This is a genomic window from Cupriavidus sp. CER-90 (genome assembly GCF_057652055.1).
This window is the reverse complement of record NZ_JBYGYM010000002.1, coordinates 2,339,352-2,356,711: the sequence shown is the minus strand read 5'-3', so window position 1 is coordinate 2,356,711 and position 17,360 is coordinate 2,339,352. Positions and strand designations below refer to the sequence as shown.

The following is a 17,360-nucleotide window of genomic DNA, read 5'->3' as shown; positions in this document are numbered from 1 at the left end:
GGCCTACTCTGAGCCTTCCATGATGTCAAGCACCGCTTGCGCAACGTCTTTCCGGTCCAATCCGCCTTTAGAAAGTGTCTTTCCACGACCATCCCGTGCTTCCAGTGCATAGATTTTTTCGGCGTCGGCATTGACGGGCAGGTTGGCATTGTGTGTCGCCACAATCAACTGCCGCCTGCTCTTCGCCGCGCGAAGGTCCCGAACCAGCGTCCGATAAATGAAGCTCGAGTCCAATTCGTCCTCGGGCTGGTCAATCACGATTGGCCCCTCCCCACGGGCCAACATCAAGTTCAGTAGCACCGTATTGCGCTGTCCCTCCGATAACGCTCCGCTCATGGAGCCGGCTAAGGTGCCGTCCTCACGAAGAAGCTGGACATCGATGCCGTCGCTCACGCGTGAGATACGGACGTCCTCCCACAATGGGCGAACGTTGTCGCTATCCAGGTGAGTGAACAACAATTGGTGAAGGTCTTCGAAGCCGGCCGTGAGCAATACCTGCAGCAGCAATGGGTCCTGCCGTGCCGCCTCAACCGTTTCCCACGCTGATGCATCAGCGCGTTGCTGCCACGTACGAAACAGGTCGTCGCCAATTTCGTCCCACCGCCGCGCAAGCTTTCCGCGCTTGTCTTGTGGTGCGAGTCGTGCCCAGGTCGTCCTGAAAGACGCCTCATCGGCCATGTACGCGGTAGCCAAGTGCACCGTTTGTGATGCGACAGAAGCTTGAATTGCCGTCGCCGTCGCGCTGCGAGCAGCGAACTGCGCTCTCCATACCGCGTGAAGTTCTTCCAACACCTGCGGGAACTTATCGGCTTCCTTCTGCACATCCGTCAACCGCTTCTGACGTTCCTCGACCAGCGTCAACTTCGCCTGCCGCTTGTCCTCCAATTCTTGCATCCGCGCGATGTCATCCTCGCGAATTCCACGCTCAGCACAGGCCGCCTTGAACCGTGCCTGGACAGCATCGATGGCATCTAGCGTCGGCTGCACTGCTTCGGCACTCAGGCACGTCGCAGTAACTTGCCTATAGTCGTTCAGTGCGCGGCCGATGGCGGTGGCCAGGTCGGTTCCTGCCTGCAGCATGCGTTCCGAGGTGGACGCAAACCATTTGGCATTGGGCCACTCTCCAGCGGTCGCAGGCAATGGGTCATTCGGCTTCGTCAAGTCCGCCAGAACCTGTTCGATGGTTTTGATGATAGGTGAATCGGCACCCTTCATCCTCTCAAGATTGCGGCGCGCCTCCAAAGCCAGTTGGTTCCGGCTGGAGTCGTCTTGAACGGCCTCGCGCGCCTTGAGCTGGCGCTCCAACTCTACCGCTTCCTGCGTGGTTTCGCTCAACTCAGCTTGCAGGCGCACCGCGTCCCGCGTGCTCTGAAACAAGGCCTTCAGTCGCGCCTTAAGTTCACGCTCTTGGGCATTGAGCTCGAGCAGCGGGGTGCCCACCGCAGCGTCGATGAGCGACAACACTTGAGCTTGCCCTTGCACGCCACTGGTCATCTGGCTCAGTTCGCCCTGACTAAAAAACTGCAACTGCAATTGACGCAACACGGTCTGCAGGTCTGCAACCTCGCGCCCATCCAGCCAGCGCTGCGGTCCGTCAGCTCGACCGGGTCGATAGACCAAGGTGTCGCGAACACCGTTGCCCACCTCGAACGTCACCCTCACTTCTGCCGCCACTGGCAGCGACTCTCTCAACTGCTTTCGCTTGCGTTGGAGCCCGCGGTCCTGCTCGTTAGCTTCAGGCCCCCCTTCGTCTTGGCTCAAAGCAAACCGGATGTACTCCAGAAGCGACGATTTGCCGCTGCCCCGACCGCCGATGACGCAATTGAAGCTTTCGGAGAAGTGCACCTCTTGGTCATCCAGGAACTTGGCTCCTGTCACCGCCACCTTCGTGATGCGTGGATGCGTCAGCGCATCGCTCGGCCGTTGGCCAAGCAACTGAATGCGCGACAGCGGGTCCAGAAATGCCTGTCGCAGTGCCTCGATGGACGGCTTAGACATCTTGAGCCAGGTATAGCGATAACCCAGCGAGTTCGCGACGGGCGCACCATGCTCATCCTGTTTGAGGGACTTCGCATCCGACGACATCACGTAGGCTGGGTGACAGTCCGACCGTGCCCAGGCTCTGTCTCTGCCCTCTATGATGTCAAGGACCCGTTTGGTAGGCGGACTAGACGTGACCTCCAGTGCCAGAAGCTTCTGGTTCTTGTAGTCCTCCATATGACGAGGGTCATTCAAGAGCCCGTCGTTCTGGTCTGAGTGAGCCGCAATCACAATGCCTTTGTGCTGCACTTGAACCAGTTCGATGAGCTCCTTCAGGCTGACGTTTGCGCCATTCCTCCGCAGCGGCATCGGACGACCTTGCCGGAAGCGCTCGTTCTCATCCAATCCCAGCTTGCACAGCAGCTTGTTCACCCGCCACACATGGCTGGCTTTCGTTGCCGGCTCAAATAGGCAGAGCACGTGGTAGCCGATGTCGACCTCGAAGCCAGGCAGGATATGGAGCGGCCTCCGCCCTAGTTCCTTGGCCACCGACTTGTTCTGTTCAACCAGGTGGGTGAGGAACCAGTCCCGCGGGTCAGTCCTTTGGGAAAAATTGTGGTCGGTGACGCCGATTAGCTCCAAGCCCACCGCATGACATCGATGCAGGTAAGCGCGGGCAACTTCCTGCAAGCGCTGTTCGTCCGATTTTGCCGGACCCACCACGCCATTCGCATCGGGGGTGGGCACAACCATCGGCCGGCGCGGCTCGCCCAATCGAGTGTCATCATCGCCCCAGTGCGCGCCGTCCTCGGGTGTCTGCACCTGAAAGTCGCACTTGAACCACCGCATCCCTTGGTAGTCAGTCACGGCTTGCCTCCCTTGCTGCCAGCTTCTCCGCTACCGTTAAATGGTGGTCATTGATGCGCTCGCCCTTGAACACTTTGAACCAAGGGGCGCTTTCAACGTCCTTGCCGCGGTCCTTGTCCCACGTGATGTTGAGCTTGGGCTTCTTGTTGTGGCGCAGCGCCTCGGCGGTCATGAAGGGGCGGATGTTCAGGCGGACGCCGTCGTTGAGGTCGGGGTTCCAACCGATGGGTTGTTCAGCCAGCGCCTTCCAACGCACGAAGATGTCATAGGGGCTCTCGCCTTCGAGGATGAGCTCTAGGCGGTGCTTTAGGTCCTGGGCGGCGGCCAGGCGGGTTTGGGCACCATCGACACCATCGCGCACGCCAGCTTCCTGCTGGCGAATCCAGTCGCCCAGATAGGTGTGGATGAGGCGCTCAAGGTTCTTGGCATCGAGCCGGTGGTAATTCACCAGCGCGGCAAAACCGTCTTTCAGGCCGTCCCACACGTGCCAGATGAAGGGGCGGTGGTGAAAGCGTTTGGCGTGTTGCTCGAAAAACTTGTCACGCAGCCAGACATCCAGGCCCTTGCCCGCGCAGTCGGCATCGGCCAGCATCTTGTCGAGAACAGCGGGCTTCCAGCTGCCGGACTGCACCGTCTCCCAGGCAGCAATCAACAGCTTGAGCAGGCGCTCGTGCGCGGGTGGCTCCCCGCGCACCGAGGGCAGGCAGACGATGCCGTCATCGTCGGTGTGTTCGGTCAGTTGCTCACAATGGGAAATCCAGGTGCGGGCCTCGTCGGCCAGTTCCATCGATGAATCGGTTTCGGCTGGCGAGCGGTAACCGACTAGGCGTGCGACAGCCACTTGAAGTGGGTCGGTGGCAGGCTGCGGGTGGCCGTGGAAAAGCCATTGAGTCGGGTCATTTGTGCTTGGAAGGGGCATACCATCAGGAAACCTCTCCTCGGCTACAGCTTCCCACCGAGCTACATCAAATGGCACCTTTATGAGTGCGCTACGGACCTTGAGGGCGCTATCAAGCTCTCGTACCTTTTCTCGATACTCGTCCGATGTAGAAAATGCAAAGATTGCCGGGAGCAATTTGGGCTCGTGGGGCACAAGAACCATCGTGCTGTCGTCATAAAGCCCTCCCATGTAGCTGGCAGCCGCAAGCTCACCGGTTGAACTAACCGCGATGCCGACTCGCCCCCAAGCGTCCTCGCCTCGAAGCCAAGAGCCAACACGCTCCTCTCCCACGCGCTCCTCTACGAAGTTCCTCAAACTGCCGACCTCGTCAGCCCAGAGCAAGACATGCTCCAGCCCTCCATAAAGCGTGCTGCGGTTTACAGTGCTTTGCTGAAACACCCAGCCCTTCTCTCTATGCGGAAATTCCCACCACTTGCGACCAAATCGGTTGTAGTCCCCCGTACATATTCCCTGCTGGTAACTACAGTGGTCTCCCAATAGCGAGGCTGCCGCCGCTTCCTGTAGAGAAACGATATAGTCAGGTGCGCCAAGCAGTGATTGCTGCTCACGCGGGGACAGTGGTGCGGTGAGTAGACCGGCAGCCTTTTTCGTAGATGACTCTTCGTTGGCCACCGTCAGGAGTTGAAGACTATGTCGATGCGGCGGATGGGAATTTCGGTGGATGGTCAAAATCGCCTTAACCTCTTCGCCCGAAATGGTGTCGAATGCGCGGCTACCAAGGAAGGCCGTCAGGCTCCACTCCGTATTGGAGATTAGTGATTTGCGGGCCTTCTTATAATAGGATTTATAGAGCCAGTCCTGCTTTGTAACCAGCGCAACGAATGCCCCTCGAAGGGTAAGTTCCAGGCATCTCAGAAGAAAGACCATAGCCAAGTCATTCTTTTGGTCCGGATAGCGCTTCTTGCAAAAAGCTTTTAAAGCTTCCGATTGATTGACTGCGGCTAGGTACGGGACATTTGTTATCACCAAATGGTACCGAAGGTCGAGCAGCCGAGCGGCATCCAGTAATCCTCGCGCGGATACAGCCAAGTCCCAGGCGTCGTCGTCCAGTTCACCGTCTGTCCCTCTCGCAGTTGCCAGCGATTCACCGGCCAAGGCACGCCCCAGAAGCTCACGCAGCGCGTCGAAGCTGGACGTGGCCAAGTCGTTCTTCAGGCTATGTGCCGGGTCCAGCAGGCTGCCAAGCAGTGGCGCCTGCGCAAAGCTGGCGTGCAGCAGGCGAAGTTCCTGTTGCAGATAGGCTGCGTTGGGCGCATCATCCGGCACCAGAGCCATCCAGTCCTCGGGCTTGGCGGCCACCTTCACGCCGCAGCACGCGACCTGCGGCGCGGGCATGTCGCCACGCACGCCTAGCGGGTCGCCGTTCTCGTCCGGGAAGCGCCAGGCTGCCAGGGCCAGTGCGAAGACCGCAATTTCCACACAACGGGCGTCCAGTTCGAGGCCGTGTAGGTTGTCAGTCAGCACGGCGTGCACCGCGTCCATCGCACTCAGGCCCTCTGCCTCCATTCGCATGGGGACCAGCATCAGGAACGCCGCAACCAGGAAGTGGCCCGAGCCGCAGCAGGGGTCGAGAAGCTTGAAGTCCGCCAATTGGTCGGGCCAGCCTTCGAATTTTCCGGCAGCGGGCGTGCCATCTTCCAGTGTGCGCAGGTAGGTCAGCGGTACCGGGCAGGTCTTACCGGGGTGCCTCATCACCCACCAAGCACCCAACGAGTTGTGGAGCAGGAAGTCCACCATGTAGGGCTCGGTGAAGAGTTGCGTGACTGCGGGCAACTCGTCGGCGCCAATCTTTACTCCGGAAGCGTTGACCTCGTCCTTGCGCTTGGCCTGCCAAAACTGGTAGACCCAGCCCAAGCTATCGCTGGCCTTGAACACCTCGGGGGGCAGCGCTGCCAGCAGGCGCTCAAGTTCGCGTTGGTGCTCGGGCGCGAAGGCAAGCTCGAACACCGGGCTGTGCGGTTTGAACACCTGCGGCAGCATACGTGCGGCCAGCTTTCCGGCCAGCTCCCAGTGGCTCTTGGCGCCCAGGGCCATATCCGGGTGGTTGTCCACCATGTCCAGGCAGTCGTCCAGCGACACAGGAGCACCTGGCTCCCACATCAGCAGGCCGTTTTCGGCCAGGAAGCGGGCGAAGAGCATGCGGTGCCAGTGCTCATACGCCACTTCCCACACCAGGTGCGTCAGGGCCTGAGTGTCGTCCTTAGCCTTCACGTCGTCCAGGGCGCGGCCGTGTGCACGCAGGCGGCGACGGAGGGCCTTGAGCTCGTCGGTCAAGTAGTCAGGGGCCTTGGGTTCTGCCACCGCCATCTGGTCCAGGGCGGCACGGGCACCCCTCTCGGCGACATCGCGGGCGGCCTTGACGGTATTCTCCAGCTGCGTACGCGGTGCTTTGGCCAGCGGCAGGTTGTTGATACTGTGTGTCGGCATAGTGTTTGTGTCGTATCTGCGATGTGACGCGGGCTCCGAGCAACAGTTACCCCGTCCTTTCTGGTCTATAGATTTCAGAGTGCCACCGGCCCCAGTTTGAGCTTCGCGGTCAACAGGGCCTCCACCTCCGCCAGCCAGACCTTCAGTTCTGTCTCATCGTTCAGTGTCCGGCGCGGGACGGTCACGTGCACAACGTTAGGCTTGAGCAGCTGCACAGCTGCATGGCGGGCCGCCTCGAAGCGGCTAGGGAGTGCTTGCGTTTTTGCCGCCCAGTGCTCGAGGTCGCACTCGTCGAGCGCGTCCTGCAATTGCTCGGGCGTACCCAATGCCACCGCAATCGGCGGGACCAAATGATGGTTCTGGGTCAGCTCAGTACGTTGAGCATCGGTGAGCTTGGACCAATCGGCGTCGGCCTGCAGTTGAGCCTGATGCTGCGAGAAGGTCTTCTGGAACGCATCGAGCTTAGCCTTGAGGGCTTGGCGTAGGAGGTCCACGACCTTGTCCAGCAGTGGGCGCACCATGTCCGGCTCAGCCAGCAGACTACGCTGAACCTCGATGGCATCCAGTTCAGCCTTCAGTTCCGCATAGGGGCCCAGGCCTTTGGCGTGGCGCAGCAGCTCGGTGAGCTGGCGCCAGACGGGCAGACGCTTGGCGATAGCGTCCGCAGTTTGAGTCCAGGACTTGGACAGGCCAACGATTTCATCAAAACCTTCAAAAAGCGCCAACAGTTGCGCATTCCCTGATTGGCCTTCGATGGATTCAACGACCGCGAGCTTGGGCGCTTGTGGCGCGGGTGCAGAGCCGCCAGCCCGGGCTGCTTGTTCACGCAGCTTGGCCAACAGCGCGGGCACCCTAGTCAGCTCTTCCTTTGGCTGGCACGGTACACCCACAGCGCTGAACAGTGAGCGAATCTTGATGAGCTGTGGTGGCGTGATGTTCACGCTCTCCCGCTGAAAGCTCGTCTGCGTCAGCTTGGCGCGGTCCAAGCTCTTGGCATCGACCGGCTTGGAAGTGACATCGCTGGCTTTGAGGTGGCCAGCCGCCAGCAAGGCATAAAGCGCGCCATCGATGGCATCGCGCGGCCAGCCATAGGGCGGGGCCTCGAAGTTGTCTCGAATCTCCGCGCCCTTCTTGCCAGGACCGACGTAGCTGAGCAGCTTTTGGCACACGGGGTGTTTGTCAGCCTCCTGGCTGTGCCCCACGGCCTTGAGGGCTTCCAGATTGCCTTTTCGTGCATCGTCCAGCACCTTGCTCCACTGGTCGTGGTCGGCGGCATCGAATTGGTTGTACAAGCGAATAGCAGAAGCTTTGGCGGCGCGATTGATGCGGTCGGCCAGGTCGTTACCGTCCTGCGCTTCTTGCCCGCCAGCCTGGAAGACGCGCACGCCTCCCAAGAGCTGGTCCAGCAGTTCAGTTAGCTCCTTCTCCGCGGCGCGTTGACGGCTCTCCATTGAGCGCTGGGCGTCGCGACCTTCTTCGGTGGAGGGACTGCCCTTCTTCTGCAGCGTAGTACGCGCGGCTTCCAGGGCCACGATAGCATTGGCGAGCTCAGTCTTGTGCTGCGCGGGCAGGAAGGCAAACAATGTTGGGTTGTCGGCTGCCTTGGCCCGGGCCTCTGCGATAACGGACTTCTCCTCCGCCTGCCAGCCGTCCTGTATCCATAGGTAGAGGTTCTTGGTGTTGTCCTTGGGCAGGGTGTCGTCGTAGGTGGGCGTGAGTCGGCGCTCAACGTTGTCTTTGCCCTGCACCACGCGTACTTTCTTCAGCACCTCGCCGAAGCGAGCCTTCAGCAGGTCAGAACGCTTTTGCTCCACGCGCTGCGGCGCGGCCTTCAGTTCGGCCTCTTGAGCACGGAACTCGTCATACCAGGCACTGGATTCGCGGGTCTGCAGTCGGTACTCTGTGCCGCTCCCACCAACCAAGGCCATGATGAGGCGGTCCTTGTTCTGTAGCTCGTCCAGCAGTGTTGGCAGCTTCTTGCGCAGCTCAGCGGAACCAGCCGCGAGGTCGGTCACCAGCAGGTCGGCCAGTGCGTCTTCAGTGGCCTTAAGGCCGATGTCCAGAGCAGCATCGGGAGGCAGCTTGTTGATGAGATAGACGAGCTTGAGTAGCCGAGCCTTGAGCTGGCTGTCAGCATTCCCAGCGGCGAAGCGCTGAACGTTCTCGAACACCTCCTTAGGCAATTGGGCGGTGGAGACTAGGTTCGCGGCAATCTGGTCGTAGAGGAAGTCGCCCGAGACCACATGTCCCAGCGGGGCTTCGGCAGTGTCCAGCACGGCCTCGTGCACCACGCGCAATTGGCTGCGCAGCTGCGACACAGTGCCTGTGGTGTCAATGGTGCGCAGCACCCGTTCCCAGAACCGGCGGCGTACCGGCAGCAGCGGGTAATCCGAGGTCATAACGTCTTCGTCGTCGGTGACATGCTCAAGCTTGGTGCCACGCAGGTGACGCGAGATTTCACCCAGGTTTGCCCGCCAAACGTGCTCCACCTCAGGTTGAGCGGTGGGCTTCTTGGCAAGAATTATTTGGCGAGTGACATTCTCAACGTCCCAATCGCCGAGCATCACCTGCACCGGGAAACGGCCCATCAACCGCTGCAGATTGGGCATGCCGGAGAGCGCCGACTGGCCGGTTCCGACGAAGAGCAGCTTGCCATTGAAGTGCTTGGACAGGGTCTCGGTGACCTCCTGCACTTGGAAAGCCTTCTCAGCATCGGCGCCGATAAACTGTTGCACCTCGTCCAGGACGACCAACGTTAGCGGAAACTTGCCGTCGACCGACAGGGCGTCGGCAATCGCGGTAGTCATCTGTTCGCTGGTGACATCGGTGACCTGGGGAAACTGCTCCTTGAGCAGCTTGCGGGCATCGGCCTCGGTGTGGGCAAGGTCAGGCCGGGACTTCAGCAGCGCCTTGGCTAGGTGGCTGGACACGTACATGTGCGGCAGTTCCTGAGCCAGCGAGCGACCAGCCGCTTGGAGTTCGGCTTCCACTGCGTGCAGGATGCCCTCACGCTGCATCCACAAGACGAACTGAGCCTGGTTATATTGCTCCGGCAGCCCCTTAGACTTGAATACAATGCCCAGCAAGGCCAGTCGCACCTTGTCGCCAGCACCGGCGCCGAGCTTGCCTGCTGCTGCGTGCAGGGCACCATGACGCTTGCCTTGGGTACTGAGCTCCTTCAGATGCTCGAATACGCCTGTGGGCAGCTTGGCTAGGCTGCGAGCGGTGGCGCCATCGGCGAACTGGTAGTCGGTCCAGAGCGTGCGCAGCATTTTGGCCAAATGCGACTTACCGCTGCCATAAAAGCCGGAAATCCAGACGCCTGGCTGTTCGGTACCCGCGTCCAAGTTGAGAAGGAATTTGTCGAGGATGGTCTCCAGACCTTTCTCGTACTGGCCGTCACAGACGAAGGTCTCGAGCTCGTAGCGCAGGATGGCTTGGGCAGCATCGGAGTGGTCTTCGGAGACCTCCGCAACGCCGTTGTTAACGAGGCGATTTTCCTTCGGGGGCTTGTTGTAAATTTCCCTATTCAGCATGGCGGTCCTTAATCTTGTTCTTGGTGTCAGGTTGTCAGTCTTGGGCGAGGAGCGGTACGGCGAGGTAGTTCCAGCCGTCGCGAGCATCCAGCAGACGATAGGTGTGGTTCTCGGGATGGTGCTCACCAGGGAAGAACACCAAAAGCCGTCCTTGGACAGCTTCTTTGATGCCTTCTACCACTGACGAAACTCGCGCCAAGCCGAAAAGCGTGCCGACCCCCAACAATGCAACGACCGTGTCGGGCCCGGCTTCGGCGGCGATGCGGGCCTTCAGCTTGGTATTGAGGTCAACCACGAATTCGGTGAGTTCGCCAGTTTGGTAGCCCGCCAAGTCCTCGGGCGACTCGAAGTAGGCGTCGCGGTATTCTTGCGCCGCCATCCATTCTGGAAAGGCGTTAGTCACGTCCAACAGCAGCCATTGCTTGCCACCTTGCTGTGTGGCGAGCTCGAACTCGGCGACATTGGCGCGTAGGCGCAACTCATCGGTCTTGTCATAGACCGCGAAGATGACGCGCTGGATAGCCGCAAGCCCTGCCTGCCAGGGCACTGTGAGATGTTGGCGGTAGGCGGACACCAGTTTGGCGACCTTAGATGACATGCGAAGCCTCCTGACGAATCCGTTCTTCTTCGGGGGTAAGGTAACCGGGAAAGCGCACTTCCTTCACGCCGCCTGCGTTCATGAAAACGAGCAGCCCTCGGTGAGATGCCGAGCTCGCAAGCGCCTCCAGCTCATCTGGTGAGCCATCCAGCAAGGCCATCCACTCGGATGAGAAAAGCCGCTGGCCAGTGCGCCCTTCGAGGTAGCCCAGGAACAACAGCAGTGCGATGGATTCCGGGTGCAATTGAGGCTTGGCTCGTGTCTTGCGTACGCGTCCATTCAGCATGCCGGCGGCGGTCCAGGTGCCAGCAACGTTCTGCGCGAACGATTTCAGCGATGCGGGGCTGAAGCGGTCCGGGTGGCTGACGCGGAGAAACTCCTCGACAGCTTCGCGTGTGACGGCCGCACCTGGGGATTGCGCCAGAACAAACGACTGCGTGCCACGCAGCAGCGGGTCGCGTGCCAATGCAACGGCCAGCGCAAGCAGCGGCTGCGCGCCTTCCTCCAACGGCCACAGTCGGCGCAGTGCACGAAAAATAGGATTGATGGGGTCCAGCGCGTAAAGCGTCGCAAGGTGGCGCAGCGCGAGCTCTCGCGCCTTGCGAGTGGGCTTGCCCAATACATTGTCGTCGACCACCGCGGCGACGTAGTCCGCCCGCGCGGCCTGCTGCGGGGTGTGCGACAGCAATAGGCGCAGGTCATCCAGCATCATGGTCCGAGCAGCATGCGGACCATTAATGCCAAACCGGAAGCCTAATTTCAAGAGAATAGACTCGTGGTACTCAGTCACGGTGCGACTCTCTCGCCATCGTGTTGGGTAGCGCGTCGTCGGGAACCCCGTCCAGCGGGTAGCCCTGCATGCGGCAATAGGCCACCACCATGACTTCGACCATGTTAGCCAGGCTACGCATCTCCCGCTCGGCGGCCGACTGTAGCGCCGCCTTGATGTGCGGCTCCACCCTGACACTGACCACTTGAGATTTGACAACGGCCATTGCGCTTTCCCACTAGCAGAACGCTAGCAGAACGCTAGCAATTCGCCATCCTATCATGGGGGTGACGGCATCGTCTCTGGGCAGACGAGAAAAAGCCCGCACAAGGCGGGCGTGAGTTACTGCAGCGCGTGTCGTAGGACCTCAAGGCGCAACAACTGGTAGTAGCGCCTTTCATCTTTCGGCTCCGTCAGCCGGAAGGTCAAAGACTGCTCCCCCTTGTGTAGAACAACGATGAGACCCTGGGCGTCAAGTCTGCCAGCCCATCCTCTGAGCTTGTACTGACCCAGCGCCCCCTCTGCTCGTAGCATCTGCAGGAAGTGACGCCCGCTCTCCGCCGTTGGCTCGTCGACTGACGGAACCAGCAGGAATCCCTTTGGGTCTTGCTCGACATCGCACAGCGAACGCCGCCGGCCGGTCCATGGGTTGAATACCCAGTTCGCGTGTCGATACTGCTCACGCCATGCTGCTGCCGTATTTGGCACCGGGCCGCGCGTGCCCGTTACAGGGCAGTGGAGCATTTCAGTAGTTTGCACCTGCCTTCTCCTATGTCCTCACGCAGGAATGTCTCCTGCACTGAGGTATAGGCGTCGGGAGACGGGATGATTTACATCCCCGCGGTCACGCGACTTGGGCCATCGAGCAAGGGAATTGCGTTACTCTGGAAGCCCAATCTCAATTTCCCCTCGAACGATGTCATCCCCAAGACTTGTGGCCAAAATCGAAGCCGAAGAACCAACGCTACGCTTGGCCGTCCTCATCGACGCGGACAATGCGCAGGCTGCCGTCATCGAGGGGATTCTTGGAGAGGTCGCCCGATTCGGCGAGGCCACTGTGAAGCGAATCTACGGCGACTTCACTTCGCCCAACAGCGCATCGTGGAAGAAGGTGCTTCACAAGTACGCCATTAAGCCTGTGCAGCAGTTTGCCTACAGCACAGGCAAAAACGCCACCGATAGCACTCTCATCATCGACGCGATGGACTTGCTCTACACTCGTCGCTTTGATGGGTTCTGCTTGGTAACCAGCGACAGTGACTTTACGGGCCTCGCAACCCGGCTTCGGGAAGAGGGCTTGGTCGTGATGGGCTTTGGAGAGAATAAGACGCCGGACGCGTTCCGCAACGCGTGCCACAAGTTCATCCTCACCGAGGTTCTGCGGCCAACACAGCCGGAACCTGAGAAAGTATCCGACCCAAACACCGAAGCGGCTGGGCTCGCCGCGGCCTCCGGTACGACAATCCGGGTAACAACCGCCGCGACGCCAGAGAAGCCGCAGCTCCCGCGGAAATTCATGCTTTCGGCACTGGAACAATCATCCGACGAAAGCGGCTGGGCGCATCTGGGTACGTTTGGTAGTTACCTCACGAAGTTGCAGCCCGATTTTGATTCCCGCGTGTATGGTTTCAAGAAACTGTCCGACCTAGTCAAGTCACGGCAGGACATATTCGTTACTGACGAGCGAAGTGTGCCAGGCCGTGAGCAGAAGCAGCTCTACCTGAAGCCGAGATAAACACGGGCTGTGTGGGGGCTAAGTGGTGGAGCTTGACAGCAGACACACGTCCTTCCCACCAAGTTCGTCTTGGTCAGAAGGAATTTTTCACAGTTGCTTGTAGGTACCCGCGACGTTCAGGCTCCGCTGGCTCGGGTTCAGTTAGGCTCGGCGAGTCGGGATGACTTGCATTCGCCGGCGTTGGCGTAGGCATCCAGGTCCAGGCGCTGCGCCGTTAGAGAAGGTGCTGCGTTCATGATGTGGCGCGTGACCAAGGAGCGCATAGCGACGTGCTCGGGCAGCGTCCTGGTCGCCCGTTAGGCGGACGCCTGGCCGCCCTTCACTTCGGCCAGACGGTTTGCCAGCCGTCTTTATTCATCATGCGCAGCACTTTTTCCTTCTGCTCAGGCGTCAGCCCGGCAGCTTCAAATACGCCCATCAGGTTCTCGTCTTTGACTTTCGCAGCCAGGGCGTCGAGTGCCGTTCGTATCTCTGGTGCGGTCGACAATCCCTGGTCGTAAATCTCCAGCGCTTGTGTCGTCTTATGACCAGTCTGCTTTTTAATTGTTGTCAGTGGCATGCTTGACTCAATGGCCCGGCTAATAAACTCTCTCCGACCAGCATGCGCGATGTAGTCCACCTCAATGACCTTCAACTCTCGAAGTATATTCACACCGTGTGCGTAGTTGTATGGCACCCAATCTTGCTTGCGGTGCGACCATGTTGAAAACAGGTATTTGCTCTTATCGGGCACATCTTCGAGCTGCAGATACAGCAACGTAGCGGCGTCGGAGGTAACGTGCACGCACCTATCCTCCTTATTTTTGGTGTCTGGGAAAAGCACCTCCCGATGCTCCATTGAGATATTGCGCAGGAGCAGCTTGTTTAGCTCGCCCGGGCGACAACCAAGATGCCGAATAAGAAGCAGAAAGCGCGCCGCCTTGGCAATTCTTGAGTCACCGTTTCGGGCGAAAATCGCTAGCTTCCCCTGCTCCCTAGGAGCAACCCGACGTTTACGATTTTTCGTCGTCGGCCTGCTGATGCTTGCGACGAAATTCTGCCGGATGAGGTTGCGTTTCACCGCATACGCTACTACGGACGACAGCGCCGCAATTTCAAGCCGGACGCTCGTATTGCTCATACGCTTCTTCGTGCGCTTTGAAATAACTTGTCGGCGGGCATCGATGTAGTCGTAGATGAGCCCCGTGTTCGCCTCCAGCTCATCAATTGCGAAATCGCCCAGCTTGTGGAGCACCGGCTGAATACGCCCACGCTCAGTCTTCCGAGTCTTCTCCGCCTTGTCGTCGAACTGCTGAGAGAGGATGTAGCGCTCCCAGAGCTGCTTCAACGTCAGCCCTTTGCCATTCCCACTGTGTCGCTCAAGCAATTCGGCCTCCGCGACCTGGGCAGCCTCTTCCGTGTTATAGACCTGGTCGACCTTCAGATGCTTTCGCCGAATCTGCAGCCGCCAGCGGCCGCTCGGAAGTTTAATTATGCTCATGTGCTCTCCACACCATGTGCAAAACTATTGCACACGGGATTGCCCTAGTCAAAGAAAAAGCCGCTCAAGCGTGTGCTCTCGCGGCTTCTTTGAAGGACACCGTGGTATCCATAAGTCATTGATTTTATTGGTGGGCCCAGCAGGACTTGAACCTGCGACCAAACGATTATGAGTCGTCTGCTCTAACCAACTGAGCTATAGGCCCTGGATTTGCCAACGGATTATGAGTCCGCTGCTCTAACCAGGCATGAGCTAGAGGCCCTTAGAAGGCGTGATGCTTAGCTGCCTTCCAGGAAGCTCTTCAGCTTGTCGGACCGGCTCGGGTGGCGCAGCTTGCGCAGTGCCTTGGCCTCGATCTGACGGATACGCTCGCGGGTAACGTCGAACTGCTTGCCCACTTCTTCCAGCGTGTGGTCCGTGCTCATTTCGATGCCGAAACGCATGCGCAGCACCTTGGCTTCGCGCGGCGTCAGGCTGTCGAGCACGTCCTTCACCACGTCGCGCATGGAGCCATGCAGCGCCGCTTCGGCCGGGGCCAGCGTGTTCGTGTCCTCGATGAAGTCGCCCAGATGCGAATCGTCGTCGTCACCGATCGGCGTTTCCATGGAGATCGGTTCCTTCGCGATCTTCATGATCTTGCGGATCTTGTCCTCGGGCATCTCCATCTTCTCGGCCAGCGTTGCCGGGTCCGGCTCGTTGCCGGTTTCCTGCAGGATCTGGCGCGAGATCCGGTTCATCTTGTTGATCGTTTCGATCATGTGAACCGGGATACGGATGGTGCGGGCCTGGTCGGCGATCGAGCGCGTGATGGCCTGGCGAATCCACCACGTGGCATATGTGGAGAACTTGTAGCCGCGACGGTATTCGAACTTGTCCACCGCCTTCATCAGGCCGATGTTGCCTTCCTGGATCAGATCCAGGAACTGCAGGCCACGGTTCGTGTACTTCTTCGCGATCGAGATCACCAGACGCAGGTTGGCCTCGGTCATTTCGCGCTTGGCTTCGCGGGCGCGCTTCTCGCCTTCGGACATCTTGCGATTGACGTCCTTCAGCTCCTTCAGCGGCAGCACCACGCGGGCCTGCAGGTCGATCAGCTTCTGCTGCAGCTCGTGCACGGCCGGCACGTTACGCTCGACGATCGTGCTGTACGGCTTGTTGTCGGCGACGATGGTCTCGATCCAGTCCAGGTTCGTCTCGTTGCCGGGGAAGCGGGCCACGAAGTCGGCACGCGGCATGCCGCACTTGTCGACCACGATGTTCAGGATGGCACGTTCGAGCTTGCGGACTTCGTCCACCTGGCCGCGCAGCGTGTCGCACAGACGCTCGACGTTACGCGCGGTGAAGCGGATGCCCATCAGCTCGGCCTGGATTGCTTCCTGGGCCTTCACGTACGGCTTGGACTTGTAGCCTTCCTTCTCGAAGGCGCGGCGCATCTTGTCGAACTGCTCGGCGATGATGCGGAATTTCTCCAGCGCGGCAACCTTCAGCTCTTCCAGCTGACGGGCCGATGCCCCGGCGCCGGCGCCGTTTTCGTCGTCGTCTTCGTCGTCGCCTTCCTCGTCGTCGCCGTCTTCCGACTCCTCGTCCTCGTCAGCGGAGGCGGCCGCGGCGGCCGGCGAGTTGTCCTGGACTTCCTCGGCGTTCGGATCGATCAGGCCATCGACGAATTCGTCGATCTTCATCTCTTCGTTGGCGATGCGCTCGGCGCTGGCCAGAATTTCCGAGATCGTGACCGGGCAGGCCGAAATGGCCATGACCATGTCCTTCAGACCGGCTTCGATACGCTTGGCGATCTCGATTTCGCCTTCGCGCGTCAGCAGTTCCACGGTACCCATTTCGCGCATGTACATGCGGACGGGGTCGGTGGTGCGGCCGAATTCGGAATCGACGGTGGACAGCGCGGCTTCGGCCTCTTCCTCGGCCTCTTCCTCGCTGGTGGCCGACGGGGCGTTGTCGTTGAGCAGCAGCGTCTCGGCGTCCGGCGCCTGTTCGTAGACGGCGATGCCGATGTCGTTCAGCGTGGCGACCAGCGTGTCGATCGTTTCCGAATCGACCATGTCGTCCGGAAGGTGATCGTTGATTTCCGCATAGGTCAGGTAGCCGCGCGACTTGCCCAGCTTGATCAGCGCCTTCAGCTTCTGGCGGCGGACCTCGAGTTCTTCCTCGCTACCGGCCTGGTTGGACGAAGCGAATTCCTTGAGCAGCGCCTTTTCCTTGGCCTTGCGGTCCTTGGCCTTCTGCTTCTCGGTCTTGGGGGCCGCCGCGGGCGTGGAGGCGGGCGCGTCGTTGTCGTAAAACTCTTCAGTCACGTCTTCGATGGTGCTGTCTTCTTGCTGCATCTCGGCCTTGGGCTTGCGGCCACGCTTCTTCGGCTCAGGCTTGACGGCCGGGGCGGCGGGACGCTCCGATGCAACGGGTGCGGGAGTTGCGGCACGGGCTTTCGGCGCGGCGGCAGCGGCGCCACCCTTGGCGCTGCTGGTCCGGGTGCCGGCCGTCGTTGCCGCACGCTTGCTCTCGACTTCGGTATTCTGCTGTTTCGCCACGGTGATACTCTTGCCTTTCACTGTTGCAGCGGCATCACTGCCGCTTGTATTGGCGCTGCTGCCGCTCTCGCGTGCCGAAGTCGAGGGCTTTGTATTTTCGGATGTGCGATTCCTGGCGGAAGTGGTTCCGGCGGGCGCTGAAACGCTACGCGCGGACTTTGCTGGCGCAGACCGGGCTGATGTCGTCCTGACTGACGCGGTCGATGTCTTCGCCGCCGTTGTTTTCACGGACGCCTTGCCGCTCCCTGATTGGGGAGCTTTGGAGGGAGCCTTCCCGGCTGCCCTTTCGGTTGCTTTGGCCTTTGCCATTGGCACGCTCACTTTCGCCAGTACTGGAGAGAGATTTCGCAATCCAAACCGGGCATTGTAGCACGTCACCAATCCCCGGCTTCCTGTCAGGTGAGGTTTTCACCTGAAAAATCAAGGCTTAAGCGGTTAGACCCCGGATTTGTCCGTCAGTTGGG

General features: G+C 60.0%; 11 protein-coding genes and 1 tRNA gene. 2 read left to right on the top strand and 10 right to left on the bottom strand.

Annotation, left to right across the window (positions count from 1 at the left end; genetic code table 11):
* Positions 1-3 precede the first annotated feature (3 nt).
* From AC24R4_RS21410 to AC24R4_RS21380, 7 genes are all read right to left on the bottom strand, one after another.
* The gene (locus tag AC24R4_RS21410; RefSeq protein WP_487523582.1) at positions 4-2,847 is read right to left on the bottom strand and encodes a TrlF family AAA-like ATPase; all 2,844 of its coding nucleotides are present in this window, start codon (positions 2,845-2,847) and stop codon (positions 4-6) included.
* Positions 2,840-6,235: an Eco57I restriction-modification methylase domain-containing protein gene (locus AC24R4_RS21405; RefSeq protein WP_487523581.1), complete on the bottom strand. Its 3,396-nt coding sequence runs from the start codon at positions 6,233-6,235 to the stop codon at positions 2,840-2,842. Before AC24R4_RS21405 ends, AC24R4_RS21410 begins: the two co-directional genes overlap by 8 nt.
* A gap of 74 nt (positions 6,236-6,309) precedes the next feature.
* Complete coding sequence (gene brxC, locus AC24R4_RS21400) at positions 6,310-9,771, bottom strand: BREX system P-loop protein BrxC (protein WP_487523580.1); 3,462 nt, start codon at positions 9,769-9,771, stop codon at positions 6,310-6,312.
* 34 nt (positions 9,772-9,805) lie between these two features.
* Positions 9,806-10,369 carry a BREX protein BrxB domain-containing protein gene (locus tag AC24R4_RS21395; RefSeq protein ID WP_487523579.1) on the bottom strand — a complete coding sequence of 188 codons (564 nt, stop codon included), beginning with the start codon at positions 10,367-10,369 and terminating at the stop codon, positions 9,806-9,808.
* Positions 10,359-11,081 (bottom strand): hypothetical protein, encoded by a 723-nt coding sequence (locus AC24R4_RS21390; RefSeq protein WP_487523578.1) that lies wholly within the window; start codon positions 11,079-11,081, stop codon positions 10,359-10,361. Before AC24R4_RS21390 ends, AC24R4_RS21395 begins: the two co-directional genes overlap by 11 nt.
* A 70-nt stretch (positions 11,082-11,151) precedes the next feature.
* Entirely contained in the window at positions 11,152-11,280 is a 129-nt protein-coding gene (locus tag AC24R4_RS21385; RefSeq protein WP_487523577.1) for a hypothetical protein, read from the bottom strand.
* Between the two features lie 200 nt (positions 11,281-11,480).
* The gene (locus AC24R4_RS21380) at positions 11,481-11,897 is read right to left on the bottom strand and encodes a hypothetical protein (RefSeq protein WP_487523576.1); all 417 of its coding nucleotides are present in this window, start codon (positions 11,895-11,897) and stop codon (positions 11,481-11,483) included.
* A gap of 175 nt (positions 11,898-12,072) precedes the next feature.
* Between AC24R4_RS21380 and AC24R4_RS21375 the strand changes: the two genes are divergently transcribed.
* On the top strand, positions 12,073-12,873 hold the full coding sequence (locus tag AC24R4_RS21375) for an NYN domain-containing protein (protein WP_487523575.1): 801 nt from the start codon (positions 12,073-12,075) through the stop codon (positions 12,871-12,873).
* A 319-nt stretch (positions 12,874-13,192) separates the two neighbouring features.
* Here AC24R4_RS21375 and AC24R4_RS21370 read toward each other — a convergent pair whose 3' ends face one another.
* The 3 genes from AC24R4_RS21370 to rpoD form a co-directional block, all read right to left on the bottom strand.
* Positions 13,193-14,353 carry a tyrosine-type recombinase/integrase gene (locus tag AC24R4_RS21370; protein WP_487523574.1) on the bottom strand — a complete coding sequence of 387 codons (1,161 nt, stop codon included), beginning with the start codon at positions 14,351-14,353 and terminating at the stop codon, positions 13,193-13,195.
* 128 nt (positions 14,354-14,481) lie between these two features.
* Positions 14,482-14,558, bottom strand: a tRNA-Ile gene (locus tag AC24R4_RS21365).
* 73 nt (positions 14,559-14,631) lie between these two features.
* On the bottom strand, positions 14,632-16,917 hold the full coding sequence (gene rpoD, locus AC24R4_RS21360) for an RNA polymerase sigma factor RpoD (protein WP_400396119.1): 2,286 nt from the start codon (positions 16,915-16,917) through the stop codon (positions 14,632-14,634).
* Here rpoD and AC24R4_RS21355 point away from each other — a divergent pair.
* Entirely contained in the window at positions 16,907-17,266 is a 360-nt protein-coding gene (locus AC24R4_RS21355) for a hypothetical protein (protein WP_400396121.1), read from the top strand. The genes rpoD and AC24R4_RS21355 overlap by 11 nt on opposite strands.
* The last annotated feature ends 94 nt before the right edge of the window (positions 17,267-17,360 follow it).